Origin of the sequence: Aeromonas aquatica, assembly GCF_000764655.1 — a bacterium.
Lineage (GTDB): Bacteria > Pseudomonadota > Gammaproteobacteria > Enterobacterales > Aeromonadaceae > Aeromonas > Aeromonas aquatica.
On the sequence record NZ_JRGL01000015.1, the window covers coordinates 19,455 to 35,728 of the forward strand.

16 protein-coding genes and 1 pseudogene are annotated in these 16,274 nt (G+C 58.3%); 7 read left to right on the plus strand and 10 right to left on the minus strand.

What is annotated here, in order from left to right; genetic code table 11:
• Positions 1-72: 72 nt before the first annotated feature.
• The 3 genes from LG30_RS0104535 to LG30_RS0104545 form a co-directional block, all read right to left on the minus strand.
• A complete protein-coding gene (locus LG30_RS0104535; RefSeq protein ID WP_081965984.1) occupies positions 73-1,014 on the minus strand; it encodes a DUF2950 domain-containing protein in 942 nt (313 codons plus the stop codon).
• On the minus strand, positions 1,014-2,711 hold the full coding sequence (locus LG30_RS21105; protein ID WP_052100848.1) for a DUF3300 domain-containing protein: 1,698 nt from the start codon (positions 2,709-2,711) through the stop codon (positions 1,014-1,016). Before LG30_RS21105 ends, LG30_RS0104535 begins: the two co-directional genes overlap by 1 nt.
• 507 nt (positions 2,712-3,218) lie before the next feature.
• Positions 3,219-3,857: an AhpA/YtjB family protein gene (locus tag LG30_RS0104545; protein ID WP_033129532.1), complete on the minus strand. Its 639-nt coding sequence runs from the start codon at positions 3,855-3,857 to the stop codon at positions 3,219-3,221.
• 201 nt (positions 3,858-4,058) lie between these two features.
• Here LG30_RS0104545 and serB point away from each other — a divergent pair, with 201 nt between their 5' ends.
• Complete coding sequence (serB, locus tag LG30_RS0104550) at positions 4,059-5,069, plus strand: phosphoserine phosphatase SerB (protein WP_033129541.1); 1,011 nt, start codon at positions 4,059-4,061, stop codon at positions 5,067-5,069.
• A gap of 28 nt (positions 5,070-5,097) precedes the next feature.
• Positions 5,098-6,003 (plus strand): alpha/beta fold hydrolase, encoded by a 906-nt coding sequence (locus tag LG30_RS0104555; RefSeq protein ID WP_033129533.1) that lies wholly within the window; start codon positions 5,098-5,100, stop codon positions 6,001-6,003.
• Positions 6,004-6,121: 118 nt separating this feature from the next.
• Here LG30_RS0104555 and LG30_RS0104560 read toward each other — a convergent pair whose 3' ends face one another.
• The gene (locus LG30_RS0104560; RefSeq protein WP_033129534.1) at positions 6,122-8,491 is read right to left on the minus strand and encodes a PilZ domain-containing protein; all 2,370 of its coding nucleotides are present in this window, start codon (positions 8,489-8,491) and stop codon (positions 6,122-6,124) included.
• A gap of 100 nt (positions 8,492-8,591) precedes the next feature.
• Between LG30_RS0104560 and radA the strand changes: the two genes are divergently transcribed.
• Complete coding sequence (gene radA / locus LG30_RS0104565; RefSeq protein ID WP_033129535.1) at positions 8,592-9,956, plus strand: DNA repair protein RadA; 1,365 nt, start codon at positions 8,592-8,594, stop codon at positions 9,954-9,956.
• Positions 9,957-10,017: 61 nt separating this feature from the next.
• On the opposite strand, the gene LG30_RS0104570 is transcribed toward radA, so the two are convergent.
• A complete protein-coding gene (locus LG30_RS0104570) occupies positions 10,018-10,404 on the minus strand; it encodes a PilZ domain-containing protein (protein WP_033129536.1) in 387 nt (128 codons plus the stop codon).
• 102 nt (positions 10,405-10,506) lie between these two features.
• Positions 10,507-10,989 carry an Rsd/AlgQ family anti-sigma factor gene (locus tag LG30_RS0104575; protein WP_033129537.1) on the minus strand — a complete coding sequence of 161 codons (483 nt, stop codon included), beginning with the start codon at positions 10,987-10,989 and terminating at the stop codon, positions 10,507-10,509.
• Positions 10,990-11,330: 341 nt separating this feature from the next.
• Between LG30_RS0104575 and hupA the strand changes: the two genes are divergently transcribed.
• Together hupA and LG30_RS0104585 are read left to right on the plus strand one after the other, a co-directional pair.
• Positions 11,331-11,603 carry a nucleoid-associated protein HU-alpha gene (hupA, locus tag LG30_RS0104580; RefSeq protein ID WP_005305063.1) on the plus strand — a complete coding sequence of 91 codons (273 nt, stop codon included), beginning with the start codon at positions 11,331-11,333 and terminating at the stop codon, positions 11,601-11,603.
• 113 nt (positions 11,604-11,716) lie between these two features.
• Positions 11,717-12,142: a hypothetical protein gene (locus LG30_RS0104585; protein WP_033129542.1), complete on the plus strand. Its 426-nt coding sequence runs from the start codon at positions 11,717-11,719 to the stop codon at positions 12,140-12,142.
• Positions 12,143-12,222: 80 nt separating this feature from the next.
• Here the strand turns inward: LG30_RS0104585 and LG30_RS22480 are convergent, their stop codons facing one another.
• Positions 12,223-12,372: a hypothetical protein gene (locus LG30_RS22480; RefSeq protein WP_152599020.1), complete on the minus strand. Its 150-nt coding sequence runs from the start codon at positions 12,370-12,372 to the stop codon at positions 12,223-12,225.
• 3 nt (positions 12,373-12,375) lie between these two features.
• Positions 12,376-13,428, minus strand: coding sequence for a tRNA dihydrouridine(20/20a) synthase DusA (dusA, locus tag LG30_RS0104590; RefSeq protein ID WP_081965988.1), 1,053 nt, complete (start codon positions 13,426-13,428; stop codon positions 12,376-12,378).
• A gap of 88 nt (positions 13,429-13,516) precedes the next feature.
• Between dusA and LG30_RS0104595 the strand changes: the two genes are divergently transcribed.
• Positions 13,517-14,617, plus strand: coding sequence for a site-specific integrase (locus tag LG30_RS0104595; protein ID WP_033129538.1), 1,101 nt, complete (start codon positions 13,517-13,519; stop codon positions 14,615-14,617).
• A 141-nt stretch (positions 14,618-14,758) separates the two neighbouring features.
• Positions 14,759-14,890, plus strand: a pseudogene (locus LG30_RS22655) (IS5/IS1182 family transposase); the annotation flags it as partial.
• Positions 14,891-14,966: 76 nt separating this feature from the next.
• Here LG30_RS22655 and LG30_RS21325 read toward each other — a convergent pair.
• Together LG30_RS21325 and LG30_RS21330 are read right to left on the minus strand one after the other, a co-directional pair.
• Positions 14,967-15,644, minus strand: coding sequence for an ester cyclase (locus LG30_RS21325; RefSeq protein ID WP_202963136.1), 678 nt, complete (start codon positions 15,642-15,644; stop codon positions 14,967-14,969).
• Between the two features lie 71 nt (positions 15,645-15,715).
• The coding region (locus tag LG30_RS21330; RefSeq protein ID WP_081965995.1) for an EamA family transporter at positions 15,716-16,274 on the minus strand (559 nt) is incomplete at its 5' end.

Here is a 16,274-nt window from a genome sequence, read left to right on the forward strand (position 1 = left end):
GCCCCCTGTGATCGCAATAACGCCGCACCCGGCCCATGCGATTGGCCAAGACCCGATGGGAGATAAAGCGCCCTAATCACCTTCTTTGCTCACCACCAGCGACCAGCTCTTATCGGGATTGAACAGCTGAATTGCCTCAACGGCCGTTGCCGTTTCGGTACCTAGATCCTTTTGATAAACCCGCCCCTCGTGATTCACCATGAAGGTCATCACCCCACTGTTGGCATAATCGGCCGGCCAGGCGATCAGGGCGACACCGTCTCTTAATTGTCCTTCGACAAAGTACTCTTTCGCCCCCCCATTGGCAGCGGCTCCCTGGGCATACAAGATACGGTAGTAGTAGCCATGATAGGGGGTGCGTTGACCGACCACGGCCTTGTAGCCCTCTGCCGCGGCACTGACGACCTCCTCTCCGGCCGGGCTTGCTGGTTCCCCCTTGCCCACAGGCCAATAGAGTCCATTTTGTTGTCCTGCGTCACTGCGCAGTTTTGCCGCAAAGATCCCCGCTGTTTGGCCATCATGCCCCACGGCGGCGTACTCTATCTGTGCGTCGATGAAGCCACGGCACACCGCAATCGCCCCCAGCTCATTTCGACCGATGCGGCGATAGACGATCTCTTTGGCACCTGCGGCGCCATCGAGATACCACTTGCCATCTGCGGCCACGAGAGGGATTGGCAGTGGCCAATCAGACTCCCCCACGACCAGTATCATTTTATCCTTACCTTCGGCCACCAGTTGGTGCTTGCTCTTGAAGCTCGCGACGAAGGCGGCGCGATCATTGGCATCGGCCACCTCATCCCCCGAGCTGATGGCCTCCTCACTCTTTTCGCCGAGCAACTGCGTCAGTACGGTGACATCGTTCTTCTCCAAGGCCGTGATCAGGGCCTGCACTGCCTCATCCGGGGTGGCGAAGGTGCGCGGTGCCATGGCGCTTGTGTTGCTGGCGCAGACCAAGGCCAGCAGGGCCAAACCCCATGAGGGGGCCCAACTCCATTTCAACAAACGCTTCATTATCGCGTACTCCGTCTGGGTTGAGTGGTGGTGCGCGGTGCGGTACGCGCGTTACTAGCCACACTTTCGCGCCCACGTTGGCTGGCGGCGCGCTCGGTTCTGCCCGTATTATGTACCCCCTGGAAGGCACTCCTTGAGGTTGAGGCCGCAGGTGCTCTGCGTGTTGCAGTCTGTGCGGTGCTCTTGTTGTGAGTAGCGCGTGGTTGGACATAGCCGCGATCACGCGCTCCAGCGGTCTGTGGCGTGATTTGCTGCCGCTTGACCTTGTCTCCTGCGTAGTTGCCCTGGCGCGGCGTGCGTTGGGCCACATTCGCCTCCCTACTCACCTGTCTAGCGTCGCGTGTCGCCTTGGTATTTTCGCTTTTGAGTTGGCGGTTGGCTCCCGCATAGGTTCCCTTCGGCGTGGTTGCGCGAGCCTCCCTGTTCACCTCATTGACAGCGCGTGGTGCGCCGGCGTATTCGCTTTTAGGCTGGCGATTGACCCCCGCATAACTCCCTTTCGGTGTGGCCCCTCGCTGGCCCCCCCCTGCCTCGTTATTCAGCGAGCGTTGTCCCAAGGTAGCCAGCTCAGTGCGGTTGGGGCGCGCCGCCGTGATGGGACTGTTGGCTTGGCGCAGGTAGTTATTGGGGCCGCGCTCAAACTTGTTGAAGTAATCGTTCCCCTTGGCGTTGATATAAATATTGTTGTTAGAGCCCCGTTGATAGTTGACCGGCCGGTTGTAGCCGCTGGTGGGACGGAATCCATTGCCATAGTTGGGGTTATAACGATAGGGAGCGTAACCGCTGGGATAACCTGAACCCCAGCGAGGGTAATAATAATCGCCCTCATCATCGTCGTTGAAGACCTCGTTGACCAACATGCCTGCGCCAAAGGCGAGCAAGCCCGTCAAGACCATATCACCGCGGTCGTATTCATCATCGTTGTCGTGATCGTCATGTTCCACCACTGTTGTGGTCGTTGTCGCAGGCACGGTCGTTGTCGTGGTTGCTGTGGTTACCGGCGCGGGGGCCGGCCCAGCAGCTGGCGGGCTATAGACGGCGCTTGGGTCGTATTGTGGGACATAAACGACGTCAGGGTTGGCAGGCGCAATGGTGACGATCTGCTGATTGTTCTGTTCATCCTTGGCCACTTTCATCTGCTCTGAGTCTTTCAGGTTGCCCACCTCCATCGCTTGTTGGCGCAGGCGCTGAACGGCTGCCAGTACGCCCGGCTCATCGGCCAGGAAGGCACTGCCCAGCTCAGTCGTCCACTCCATCTTCAAGCACATCATGTCCATGACTGTCGGGAAGTGCATCAGCGACATGGTTGGCGGCGTAAAGCCCAGCGGCGCAATGGCGGCGGTCAGCTCTTTCCCCTTGAGATTGGGGTGGGCGACCAGCCAGTTGCCGGCATCGAGCACCTCTTGCGGATTGGTGGCGCTGGGCAACACCTGGGCCAATACCGCATCCGGGTAAAGCGCTACGGGTGCAAGCAGGGTCTCGAGAGCCTCCGGGGTATATTTCGAGGCTGGTGCGTTAACGGGCTGCGCTTGCGGTGCGACCGCAGGGCTGGCAGCGCTGGTTGTGCTGGCAGCAGAGACCACGCTGGGCTGGACATTTTGCGTGACGGCAGGCGGCTCCTCTCTGCAGGCAGCCAATACCGTGCTGAGGGCGATCACGGCCGCCAACACGCTACGGCGAAAAAGGGGTTGCTTCATGATCTTGCTTCCTTCTGCTGGAGTGGTTGATGCACCTCTTGCCCGATGATTTCCACACATGTTGTATCTCATCGCATTCAATGCGGGCGTTTCATACCGAAAACATAAACCACGAATCGAGATCACACCCAAAACCGACTGGAAAGGCGTGAAAAATGCGTTTGCTTCTGTCTCAAGATACGCCTGAACACCTTAACGTGACCAAAATCAGATGGGCAGACCTGAGAAGTTAAGGGCTATGGGATACCGTCTTCGGTAGTACTCGAGATTCAATCAACTCACTTGGCGATGGAGAAGATCTACGCGCAGCACAGTGGGACGCCGATGCAGCGCAAATGACTGGATAGGCTGGTCAAGCAACTGTCGCATGAGGTAATCGTAGAGCGCCACTTCGTTAACGAGCGCTTCAGCGATGACGGCGGTGCCAAGCGTCTCGATAGTCATCTCGATCAAGTACTCGAACAGTGGGGGGTAATAACAAGACCAACAGGTTTCGCGAACAGCGCCTTATTCGAGGCCGGGCGGTGGGGCGTGCTCGTTGGGCGCCGCCGTCTGGGCGCTCTTTTTCTTGTGTTTGCGCACCCGCATGTAGTTGCGTCGCACGCCGTAGGAGATGAGCAGACCCGCCAGCAGCATCACCAGCAGCATCAGCCGCTGCTTCTCCTGATTCACCTTGAGATGGGTATCCTGCTCTGCCAGCAGTTGTTGCTCTTCCAGGGTGATGCGCAGGTAGCCGAGTGTCAGGTTGCCATCCAGCACCTCTTGCACGAACTGGATGCGGCCCTTGCCCTGCTCCGGCGGGGACTTGTTGTCAGCCCCGATGGGCAACAGGCTCTCCAGTGGCACGGCCTGATCCGACTGGGCGAGGGGGATGCCACGGGCGTCGTAGAGGGTGACATCGAGGATCTCGGGCTCGGCGGCCAGATCCTGGGCCAGCCGTTCCAGCTCGCTCTCCTTGTCTTCCTTGATCCAGCGTTTCATGTCGCGGGCGGCGTAGGCGACCAACGCCTGGGCCCGATCGCGCGCCTCGTTGTGCAATGCCGCCTGGCTCGCCCCCTGCATATGAACAAGCACCCCCAGCACCCAGAGACCGAGCAGGATCCCGGTGGCCAGGCTGACAACACGTTTGATGGGGAGGTGACGCACAGCACTGAACCTCTTACGGTGAAGGTATGACGATGGAGGGATCCTGATGCCTGCCCGACCAATGGCGGTACTTGGCTCAGGGCTCTCTGCGTTGAGCGACGGATCGCTGGCGGGATCTTGGCGCTTGCCTGTACAAAAAGCAATACGCTACTCTGGGCCAGCATGATGAACCCCATGATCTCCAAGGAAGGCGTCCCCCTTATGTTGTTGTCCCAACTTTCCTCCTCCCTACCCGATTGGCCGAAGGCCCTGTGTGGCGCACCCTGCTGGCAGCTCACCGCGCAGGCCTTGCTGCCCGCCGCCACTGCCCATGACGGCGCCTGGCTGGTCCTGTTTGGCAAGGCACTCGGCGCCCGGCATCTGAGCCGGCTGGCGGCCCTGCTGGAATGCGAGGGAGTCGAGGCTAGCCTCTATCCCCTGGGAGAGCAGGCTGGCATCCCTTTGCTGCTGCTCGGCACTAGCCGCTTCTCCCCTGAGCTGGTGCAGGCGCTCAAGGCGCAGGAGTGGGACATCGATGTCTGTCATCTGCCCGCCCTGCCCAGCCTGAGCGAGCCTGGCCTGCTGGTGATGGACATGGATTCCACCGCCATCCGTATCGAGTGCATCGATGAGATAGCCCGTCTGGCCGGGGTGGGCGAGCAGGTCGCCGCCGTCACGGCGGCGGCCATGCAGGGCAAGCTGGAGTTTGCCGACAGCCTGCGCAGCCGGGTCGCCCTGCTGGAAGGGGCGCCGGTCACCATTCTCGACGAGGTAGCGGCCAACATGCCCTGGATGCCGGGTCTGCAACTGATGGTCGATACCCTCAAGCGAGCAGGCTGGAAGGTGGCGATCGCCTCCGGTGGCTTCACCCGCTTCGCCGGCGAATTGCAGCAGGCGCTGGGGCTGGATGCCATCTTCGCCAACGCGCTGGCGGTGGAGGGGGATTGCCTGAGTGGCAAGGTGAGTGGCCCCATAGTGGATGCCACCGTCAAGGCCGAGGTACTGCAACGGCTGGCGGCCGAGTACGGTATAGCGTCGGCCCAGACCGTCGCCGTCGGTGACGGGGCCAACGATCTCAAGATGATGGCGGTGGCCGGCCTCGGTATCGCCATCCACGCCAAGCCGCTGGTGCGGGCCCAGGCGGCCGCCACCCTCAATCATCACGATCTGGAAGGGGTGCTCTGCCTGCTGTCGGCCCGCTCTTGTCGCGAGCACCGCTGGAATAACTGCTGAAGAGGGTCAAGGAGGACCTGAAAACGAGATGGAACTGTTGCAACAATCCCTGTTTATCCCCTGCGGCGAGCATCGGCTGCACGTGCGTCACATCCAGCCAAAGGTGGCGGTCCATGCCGACCCCATCCTGATGGTGCACGGCGCCATCGAGAACGGCCGCATCTTCTACACCGAATCCGGCAAGGGGCTTGCCTGTTATCTGGCCCGCCACGGTTATCAGGTCTATGTGGCCGACTTGCGTGGCCGGGGCCTCAGCACGCCGGCCATCGCCCAGCGGACCGGGCACGGCCAGCATGAGCTCATCACAGAAGATGTGCCCGCGCTGCAACACTGGGTTACCGCCCGTCATGCCGGTGCCCGGGTGCACTGGATGGCCCACTCCTGGGGCGGAGTCATCATGGCCTCGACCCTGGCTCGCTTCCCCGAGCTTGCCGACCAGATCGCGAGTCTGGTGTTCTTCGGCACCAAGCGGGGCGTGTCGGTGCAGAATCCGGAACGCTGGCTGAAGGTGGACTTGATCTGGAATCGGCTGGCGCCCTGGCTGGCACGCGGCAGCGGCTTTCTGGCGGCACGCAAGTTGAAGATGGGGGCGGATGATGAGCCCCTGCGTTACCTGCAGGAGACCATTCCCTGGGTGAAATGCGGGCCCTGGCAGGATCCTCACGACGGCTTCGCCTATGACGAGGCGGCGGCTCAGGTGGCCTGGCCACCGCTCTGGATGATCTCGGCCAAGGCGGACAAGGTGCTGGGTCATCCCATAGATGTGCGCCGTTTCAGCACCGAGATGGGCTCGGCCACGCGCCACACCCGGCTCGGGCTCGACAACGGCAACCGGCTCGACTACGACCACATCAATATGCTGACCGCTCCCCAGGCCCAGGAGGATCACTTTCCCCAGATCCTGAGCTGGTTGCAGGATCCGCAACCGATCTGATGCCTTACCTCACCAAGCGGCACCCGCTGAGCCATTCCCAGACGGTCTGAGGCCAGCTTGATACGACAAGGGCGACCCGCTAGGTCTCCCTTGTCGTCAGCCATGCCTTCCCCGCCGGTCAAGCTGGGGGTGAGGGGATGCCGAGCCGGAACAGGGTGGCCTGACTGGTGTCGGTCAGCTCACCCACGCCCACCACGCTCCACAGTTCCTCCTCCAGCTTCTTGGCCTTGTGAATGGCAAACTTGGCGATGTAGTCCAGCTCGTTGGCGATGAAGCTGGTGTCGGGGCGGCCGGTGCGAGAGATGCCGACCAGCACCGAGTAGAACTCTCCCTGTTGGAGGGCCAGCTCGACGAAGCGTCGCTTGTCCTCCAGCGACGCAAAGCTGCTGGCCAAACGGCTGAGAAACAAGGGGGCGCCGCCCTGTGAGTGCAGGCTGGCGATGTAGACCTCCTCCTCCTTGGGTTTGTCTTCCCGCTCGATGGCCCGCAAGGGGTTGAGCAGCAGGGTCTTGAGCAACCCGCCCTGGAACAGGGGGTAGAGGTTCGCCTGATCCTCTTGCTCGGCGCAGGCCTGTAACAGTCGGGAGAGGCTGCGTGGCCGGGGGGCAAGCCCCACTGCGGCCGGTGTCGGGGCAGCCTTGAGTTTGTTGAGATAGACAGGCGTGTTGAAGGTGTGATGGGTGAAGATGTTGCGCAGCGCCCGTGCCATGCCGCGGTAACGCCTGTGCTCCCGGGTGGTCTTGAGCTTGTTCTGGTTGCTCTCGATCAGCAGGCTGAAGAACTGATGGCCGATGTGGCGCGCCGCGTCCCCTTCGATGCACAGGTGCAGCACGGTGCGGCTCAGGTTGAGACTGACCAGCCGATAGGGCAGGCGCTGCAGATCCATGCTCTTGGCGAGATCCTGCAGCCGGGGCAGGGCGACGGTGATGATCTCCCCCTTCTCTCCCACGAACGCCTCCTCCAGCTCGATTTGCATGCCATGGGCCGAGATGTCGCGGGTCCAGCCGAGCCAGGCTCTCTCCTGGTGGCGGATCACGATCGCCGTCTTGTGGATGTAGCGCGCCTCCTTGCGCAGTTGCACGTAGTGCAGCGTCTCGATGTCGAAGGGGGTAGCGCTGGTGTCGTGGCCGAAGCGCTGCAACTCGTTGGCATTGTGTGGCTGGTTGGCATCGTAGCGAAACTCGTCGCGCTGATTGTCCAACCCGATCTCCTGCAGCAGGCCGACATGGCCTATCTGCTGGAGCCGCTCGCGCATCAGCATATCCTGCAACTGATGGGACTCCGACTGGCTATCGAGATCCGCCTCGTGCAGAGAACAAGCCTCCAGGCTGAATTTATAAACGCGCCAGCTGGGGCGGCGAGCGCCGACCTGGAAGAACAGCGAGGCCAGGCCGCTCTGCTGCAACTCCTCCCGGGTGGCGGAGAAGAAGTAGAGGTGGCTGCGTACCGAATGGGTGAAGCTGTAGATCAGGGTTTCGCGCAGTGCTCCTCTGGCCGGGATCAGCGAGCGCATCCGCGCCGCCGGGAAGAGGCTGGCGAGCATGTCGCGGTTCTTGGCATCCCGCCAGTACTCGAGCACGTGCTGGTTGTTCTCGGTACGCAGGGCCATCTCCAGGGCGGGGCTGTCGCCCTTGCCAAAGAACAGCGGCATGCCGGTCATACGTGGCAGGTAGAACTGCTCGTAGCCCTTGACGATGGCCGCCGACAACAGGTAATCGACGCTGACCCGGTAGCGGTTGCGGTTGTGTTCGATGAACTCGCGCAGGAAGTTGTCGAAGGCGGGGTAGTCACCGCTCTTCACCAGCCGCAGCCAGAACTTCCCCTCCTTCTGCTCTTCCCCCAGGATCTGGTAGCCGATGGGCGAGCGCAGTATGGGGTTGGCATGTTCCCGCTCCAGACCGGTGAAGAGCACATCGAGCTGCTCGCCGGTCTGGTAGTCGGGCAGATAGGGGACGGAGACCCGGATCCCGCCGAGGGAGATGTCCGAACTCTTGGCAAACAGCTTCTCCCCATTTTGCAGCTTGAGCACCATGGCGGAGCTGAAGTGCATCCGCTCCTCTTGCCGGCCGTAGTGGCTGGCGAAGGGGATGGCCTGAACGTCGAAGAGGCGAAAGGGGCTGGCGGGCAGGGACAGGCTCTCCCCCCGGCCCTGATTGAGTTTGTACCAGGCCTGCAGCGCCTCGTAGACCCCCAGGGTGTAGCTGTCCCGGTAGAGGTAGCACTGGGATTGAAATTGCTCGACCGCCTCGGTGGGCATGAAATGGGTGACCCCTTCAAACTCGTGCACCAGGCAGAGATCGCTCAGCTCGTTGCGCATGTCGATCACCCGCCGGCAGGGGGCACATTTACGCTTGATCTCCATCTTGAGCAAGAAGCGGCTGTTGGCATTCTCGTTCTGGGTCAGGCGGTTGAAGATCTCGTCGAAATCCTTTTCTCTGAGCAGGGGGACAAGCTGTTCTATCAGGTGTAGCGGTTGTTCTGAATCCATGTATTCCTGCCGCGGAAAGTCACTTTTCCGATTCTGGGTTTGATCTGTCGGTCGCAAACCAGTATATCAAGCAGGAAATCATCCTGTCCCCGAGTTATCCATGGCCAAAAACAAAACCGCCTATGTTTGTACCGAATGTGGAGCCGACTTCACCCGCTGGCAAGGTCAGTGCGGCGAGTGCAAGGAGTGGAACACCATCACCGAGGTCCGGCTCGGGGTCACCACCCCTGGCAAGAGCGCCCGTTACACCGGCTATGCCGGTGCCATCGGCAGCCAGGTACAGACCCTGGCGGAGGTCGCCACCACCGAGATCCCCCGTTTCGGCTCGGGCTTCAAGGAGCTGGATCGAGTGCTGGGCGGCGGCGTGGTGCCGGGCTCGGCCATCCTGATTGGCGGCAACCCGGGGGCGGGTAAATCGACCCTGTTGCTGCAGACCATGTGCGGCCTGGCCGAGCGGATGAAGACCCTCTACGTGACCGGGGAAGAGTCCCTGCAACAGGTGGCGATGCGGGCCAACCGACTTGGGCTGCCCACCGACAAGCTGCGGATGTTGTCCGAGACCAGCGTCGAGCAGATCTGCATCATTGCCCAGCAGGAGCAGCCGCAGATCATGGTTATCGACTCCATCCAGGTGATGCACGTGGCGGATGTGCAGTCATCCCCCGGCTCCGTCTCCCAGGTACGGGAATCCGCGGCCCTGCTCACCCGCTACGCCAAGCAGAACCATGTCGCCATCTTCATGGTGGGCCACGTCACCAAGGACGGCACCCTGGCCGGACCCAAGGTGCTGGAACACTGCGTCGACTGCTCCGTGCTGCTGGACGGTGCCCACGACTCACGCTTTCGGACCCTGCGTTCCCACAAGAACCGGTTCGGTGCGGTCAACGAGCTCGGCGTGTTCGCCATGACGGGGCAGGGGATGAAGGAGGTGAGCAACCCCTCCGCCATCTTCCTGAGTCGCGGTGACGAGCAGGCCCCAGGCTCCATCGTCATGGTGATCTGGGAGGGGACGCGCCCGCTGCTGGTGGAATTGCAGGCGCTGGTGGATTACTCCCAGGTCTCCAATCCGCGCCGGGTGGCGGTGGGGATGGATCACAACCGCCTCGCCATGCTGCTGGCGGTGCTGCACCGTCACGGTGGCCTGCAGATGGCGGATCAGGATGTCTTCATCAACGTGGTGGGCGGGGTCAAGGTCGAGGAGACCAGCGCGGATCTCGCGCTCCTGCTGGCCATGGTGTCCAGCTTCCGGGATCAGGCCCTGCCCAAGGACCTAGTGGTGTTTGGCGAGGTGGGGCTGTCCGGCGAGATCCGGCCCGTGCCCTCTGGCCAGGAGCGCTTGCAGGAGGCGGCCAAGCACGGCTTCCGCCGCGCCATAGTGCCCCACGCCAACGCCCCCAAGCATCCCATCGAAGGGATGGAGGTGGTGCCGGTGAAGAAGCTGGCAGATGCCCTCGAGGCTTTGTAGCACAGGGCGGATAACAGGTAATAAAAAGGAGCGCATGGCGCTCCTTTTTCGTTTCTGCGGCTCAGGCAGAGGGAGGACTGTGCTCTTTGTGCTCTTGCAGCAACTGCTCCAGCTCGCGATACAACAGCTGCTCTTCCCCGACGTTCAGCTCGATCATCCGCTTGAGGTGGCTGGCGCTGTCGATGTCGATGTGGTGACAGTAGAACCCCAGCTTCTTGCTGGCCTCATGGGTCAGCGTCACCTGCATCTTGATCTCGATGTCACTGCCGCCGAGCACGAAGCAGATCTCGTACTCCTTGTCGTCGCTGCCGGACCAATCCTCGGGTCTGAGCAACAGGGCACCCTGCAGGGAGACATCGACCAGCTGGGTCCGCCACTGACGTGTCCCCTGGATCAGCTTGGCGGCAGTCAGATAGAAGATCCTGGTAAAGTGGCGTCGCTCGGCCATGTTCATCTCCGGTCTGCGCTCGAACGCAGTGCTAACAATTCAGGTTCCAGAGTGTAATGTAGCTTGCTCATCAGGATCTTGAACTGGCTCAGATATTGGGCATCAAACCTGCCGGTGGCTGAGGGATTCGACCACCTGCAGTGCCTTGACCAGCCGATCCTCCTGCTTGAACCTGTCCTCCAGCACGGGCCCCAGATGATTCAGGTCCTCGTCGAGCAACAGCAGCTGCGCCTCGTTGGCGTTGCTGTATTTATCGTTGAACTCCAGGGCAAACTCGGTACAGGCCCGGATATGGGGATAGATGCGTTTGGCCAGCTCCAGCTTGTCGCCGCTGGCCTGCTCGAAGGCGGTGACCACGTGGTTGTAGATTTCGAAGTGACCGGCGCTGACGTAGTCGACTAGCTGCTCGCAGAAGCGTTGCAGCTCGACATGACCGGGGAGGGATCGTTGTTTGGATCTGGCAGGCATGAGCCCGGCCAGCCGCATGTACTCGACCAGTAACGCCTGCCTGGCATCCAGCCAGTCGTCTATCGCCCTGTGCTTGCCTGCCAGTGCGCGCTTGGTTTTTTCCAGTTCAGTTAACATAGTCCCTCCGTGGGCATGGCATGGAGCTCGATGGCTGCAAGCCTGCGGTCATTCCCATCGACTGATGACACTCCCTATTAACTAGGGAAAATACTGTTGACCGTCAATAGGAGTGTGGGGATATTGTTACATCAGATGGGGGTTTGCGTACAAGTCCTCATCGGTTGTTCGCCACCGTACCGTCAATCAGGACGACGAAGGGGCGAGATATGTGACTATTTCCGCAGATCTTGATGAAAACCCCAGCATTCAAGCCAACCCGGCTGATAAAGCCTTTGCCTGAGTGTTTTTTTTTGAATAGAGTGGCCCGGTGCTAAATGCCCGATCATAAAGGAAATGTTATGAACAAAGCTCAACTTGTCGATGCAATTGCCGCCAAAGCAGACCTGAGCAAAGCTCAGGCCAAAGTTGCTCTGGAAGAGATCATCAATGGTATTACCCAGAGCCTGAAAGAGGGCGATGCCGTTCAGTTGGTGGGTTTTGGTACCTTCAAGGTCAACCATCGTGCGGGCCGTACCGGTCGTAACCCGCAAACTGGTAAAGAGATCCAGATTGCAGCCGCCAATGTGCCGTCCTTTGTGGCAGGCAAGGCGCTGAAAGACGCCGTAAAGTAACAGCGTAAAGTAATCGAACGAAACCCGGCATCAGCCGGGTTTTTTCTTGCCATCGTCAGCCAAATTTGTTTCAGATACACTCAGGATATGGCATGCGCTGTAGCGAGGTGGATATGGAACAGAAGAATGCCATTCGGCAGGTTGCCGTGCCATGGGCACCCTCCCGCCAACTCCCCCCCGGCCTGGTCGTGGCCGAACTGCATCAGGATATCTGGGGCGACAACCTGACGGTCGTGCTGGGCCGCGCCCGCAGCATCGACTTGCCACCGCAACCGCTCTGCCGGGTCAATTTCCGTCATATTTTCGCCGTGCGGGTGATGGAAGACTGCGATCTGGCAGAAGGCCGTGACAGTCATGCCATCGAGGAGCAAATCCAGCTGATCATCCCGTCCCGTTTCGCCAGCTGGTTCCATCAGGAGTCCGACGGCCTGCACCTGGACGAGGATCTGCAGCACTATCGCATCTCGACCTGGGATTACTGCGCCGACGTGTTGACCTCAACCCCCCCCGAGCTGCAGTTTGTGGAATCGGGCGAATAGTCAGGGCGCCGTGGCAGACATAAAAAAGCCGGAGCATCAGTGCTCCGGCTTTTTTACATCCTGTGGCAGGACGGCGGGTGCTAGCCCAGCAGTTGTTCCCTGTGCAGCCCGATCACGATCAACAGACCCAGCAGGTAGAAGGCGCTGAGCTTGATGCCGAGGATGGCGAGCAGGCCGGCGCACAGACGCACCAGCGCCTTGTGCAGCCAGGATCCGGTGAAGCGATACATGGCTTACTCCACCGTCTCGGATTGGGCGAATTCCGGCACCTTGGCCATGGCATCCAGCACCACCTGAATGCCGGCGCCCGGCTTGCAGGCGTTCTCGCTCAGGTGACGGCGCCAGGCGCGGGCCCCCTGCATGTTCTGGAACAGGCCCAGCATGTGGCGGGTCATGTGGGAGAGGTAGTTGCCCTTGGCCAGTTCCTGCTCCATGTAGGGCAACATCATGCGCACCACCTCATGCCGGCTCGGCACCTCTTTGTTCAACCCGAACACCTGATTGTCTACTTGCGACAGGATGTAAGGGTTCTGATAGGCCTCGCGCCCCATCATGACTCCATCCAGGTGCTGCAGGTGCGCCAGGGTCTGCTCCAGACTGGTCACGCCGCCGTTGAGGGCGATGGTGAGATTGGAATAATCCTGTTTGACCTGGTAGACGCGCGGATAGTCCAGCGGCGGGATCTCGCGGTTCTCGCGGGGGCTCAGACCGCTCAGCCAGGCCTTGCGGGCGTGGACGATGAAGGTGTCGCAGCCGGCGTCACGGACCTGCTCGATGAAGGCTTGCAAGAATTCGTAGGAGTCCTGATCGTCGATGCCGATCCGGGTCTTGACCGTCACCGGGATCCCCACCACATCGCGCATCGCCTTGACGCAGTCGGCGACCAGGGCGGGTTCTCCCATCAGGCAGGCACCAAAGCGGCCGTTCTGGACCCTGTCAGACGGGCAGCCCACGTTGAGGTTGATCTCGTCATAACCGCGCTCCTCGGCAAGCTTGGCGCAACGGGCCAGATCCACCGGATTGCTGCCCCCCAGCTGCAGGGAGATGGGGTGCTCCTGCTCGCTGTAGCCCAGATAATCGCCCTTGCCGTGGATGATGGCACCCGTGGTGACCATCTCGGTATAAAGTAGCGTCTGGCTGGTCATCAACCGATGGAAATAGCGGCAGTGCCGATCGGTCCAGTCCAGCATGGGGGCAATCGAGAATGTCTGGCGGTGGGCAGGCTTGCCAGATATGGCCTCAGAGCCTGATTTCACGGGGTTTTCACTGATTTGTTTCTGAGTCATTTACGGGTGTTTCCAGACATTTGTTGATTGAACATGCCCCATATCTGCCCCACCATTTCATGGGGCAGGTGTACTCCACGAGGTATCTATGGCCGGCTACACAATAGAAAAACGTAAGACCAGCAAAGGCGAGTTACGCTATCGCTGTACCGTCAGGGAACATAAAGGCGAAGAGGTAGTATACCGAGAATCCCGAACCTTTGGCAGACAGTCCGACGCCAAGAGCTGGGGAATGCAGGTGGTAGCGATGATCGAGCGAGATGGTTTGCCAGGCCAGTTGCAACCCGTTCCCACCATCCGCGAACTCATTGCTCTCTACCGCGCCCACCCGGCCATCAGCCCCACCATAGGCAGAACCAAGGCCTACTGCCTCGACTTGGTTGCCGATTGCGATATCGCCACACTCAATGCCGATCAGCTAACCATCAAGGACCTGGTCGACCACTGCCAAGCCAGAAGAGATGCGGGAGCCTCGCCTGCCACTATTGCCCACGACGTAAGCTACCTTGGTTCTGTCTTTGCTGCCGCCAATCCCGTTTTCAATATTCCGGTCGACAACAAGCTCATCCTGGAAGCCCGTAAGACTCTCAACAACCTGAAACTGGTTGGAAAAGCCCAGAAGCGCACCCGCCGTCCGGTGAGCAATGAACTGGAACGGATCATCCAAGGGCTGGAAAAACGGCAGAACCATAGCATGGCCAAGATTCCATACACAGAGCTGCTCAACTTCGCCATCCTGAGCTGCATGCGGATTAGCGAGGTGTGCAAGATCAAGTGGTCAGGCGTAGATGAGAAAAACCGGGCAGTAATGGTGGAAGACCGCAAAGACCCGAGAAAGAAGATAGGGAACCATATGCTGGTTCCTCTGTTGGGTGAAGCCTGGGAGATCCTCAAGCGTCAGCCCAGAACTGATGATCGCATCTTCCCCTACAACGGTAAGAGCGTCACCGCCGGTTTCCAGCGAGTCAGAACAGAGCTTGGCATTGAAGACTTACGCTGGCACGACCTGCGCCGCGAAGGAGCCTGCCGTCTGTTTGAAGCTGGCTTTGTCATTGATGAAGTCGCCCAAGTCACCGGCCACAGAAACATCAACATCCTCTGGCAGATCTACACCGACCTCTACCCCAATCGGGTGCATGCCAAGTTTGAACGGCTACAACAGGCCAAGGTGGTAGCAGAGGCCAGATAAAGTGGGAAAAGTGGGATACAGACTGATGTTAAGATGTTGCTCTTGTCAGATGCATTCAGGATGATCAAGTAAAAGTGAGGGTGCGAATAAGTCCTTGGTGTGAGATCATGGCCCCACTTGATATCAGGGATGAGGTTCAGCATGAGTCACCAGCTCACCTTCGCGGACTGCGAGTTCAATGGCAAACGTCGCAAAACTCGCAAAGAGGCGTTTTTTGCTCGCATAGAGGCTCTGCTCCCATGGCCAAGAATGCTCGCTTGCTTCGTCAACTTCGCGACAAGACCTATCAAAATACAACCGATGCCCAGTACAGCAACAAAGCCAAAATTTGGAAAAAAACGAATTGAAACTAGATTTTTTTCTTCAGATGTATCCCCATTCTGATTAATACCTCTATTGTGTTGTTATCACAAATATAATTCATGAACATTTTTTTATTGCTGATGTTAAGCAATTCGAAGGCTCGTTTCAGGTGGGTTTGAACTGAGCTGTCTTTGATTTTTAAAATAGTGGCTACTTCTTTTACTGACAAACTTAATGTCGACAACGAAAGGCACTCTACCTGACGCCTTGTTAAGAAGGGCGAGAGCAGTTTTGGGATAACATCATACAGGTCCTCTAAAGGACTTCGCAGCTTTATATTTTCGCATTGCGATAAAGACCTCCCCATTAACTGACCTAATATGCTCTGGATGTCAATAACAGATGAGTAATAGCTGATTTTATTATTTATAAAAGTAAACCGTGAACTTCCTTGGTAAACCAGATCTTTACCAGTTGCAGCAATGCTCAAAAATTCACCTAAGTGTTTTCCTTTTGTGGTCCATTCGATAACAATTTCGTTATTATAAGTTGTAATACTATCTTCTTTATACAGTAACGTTGGAAATGCGTGCTGCCACACTTTTAATGTATTGCAAAATGAATCAGGTCCTACAGACAGTTGAATTGGACTTTCAATCGTGGTTGTGGAAGTCATAACATCTGTCACGAACTCAGGGACCTTATCATTCCATACTTTATTCATAAGCTCACGTGCGGTATGAACACACATCTGTCGGTGATTCAAAATACTAACCTTTCTTTTTAAACTCGGGATCACATAAATTTAAGATGCTGTGCTAACAATTTTAATTTAGTGGCAGGAAAGCTACCAATTAACAAACCAATTGCGATCAAAGCACAGCTTAACACTTTTTGTGAAGATATGGCCTCGTGAAACAAAATACTTGAACCTAAAATGGCAAAGATTGGTACGAGTAAAGTAAAAGGGGCCACATGAGACAAATGGTAAGACACAACCAACCTATTCCAGATCCAGTAACCGAACAGCGTTGTGCAATAAGCTTGGTATATAATTGAGAATATATCGAGTGTGGTCATATTTTCTACCAAGGCAGTAAAACCGTTTGTCCCGACCTGAAGGTAGGAAATTAAAAAAAGTGGAATGGGAGCAAAGAGCATAGACCACACGCTGAAGGAGAAAATTCGTTTTGTTTTTGATTTTTTAAGCAAAATACCAGAAATCGACCAACAGAACGCGGCAACCAGAATAAGTAACACACCTTCCATAGTGACAGAGCCGTCGGAAACTGTCAGGCTGAAGGCCAATCCAAGCAAAGCGATTAATGAACCGATGAAACGGTTGGAGCCAACC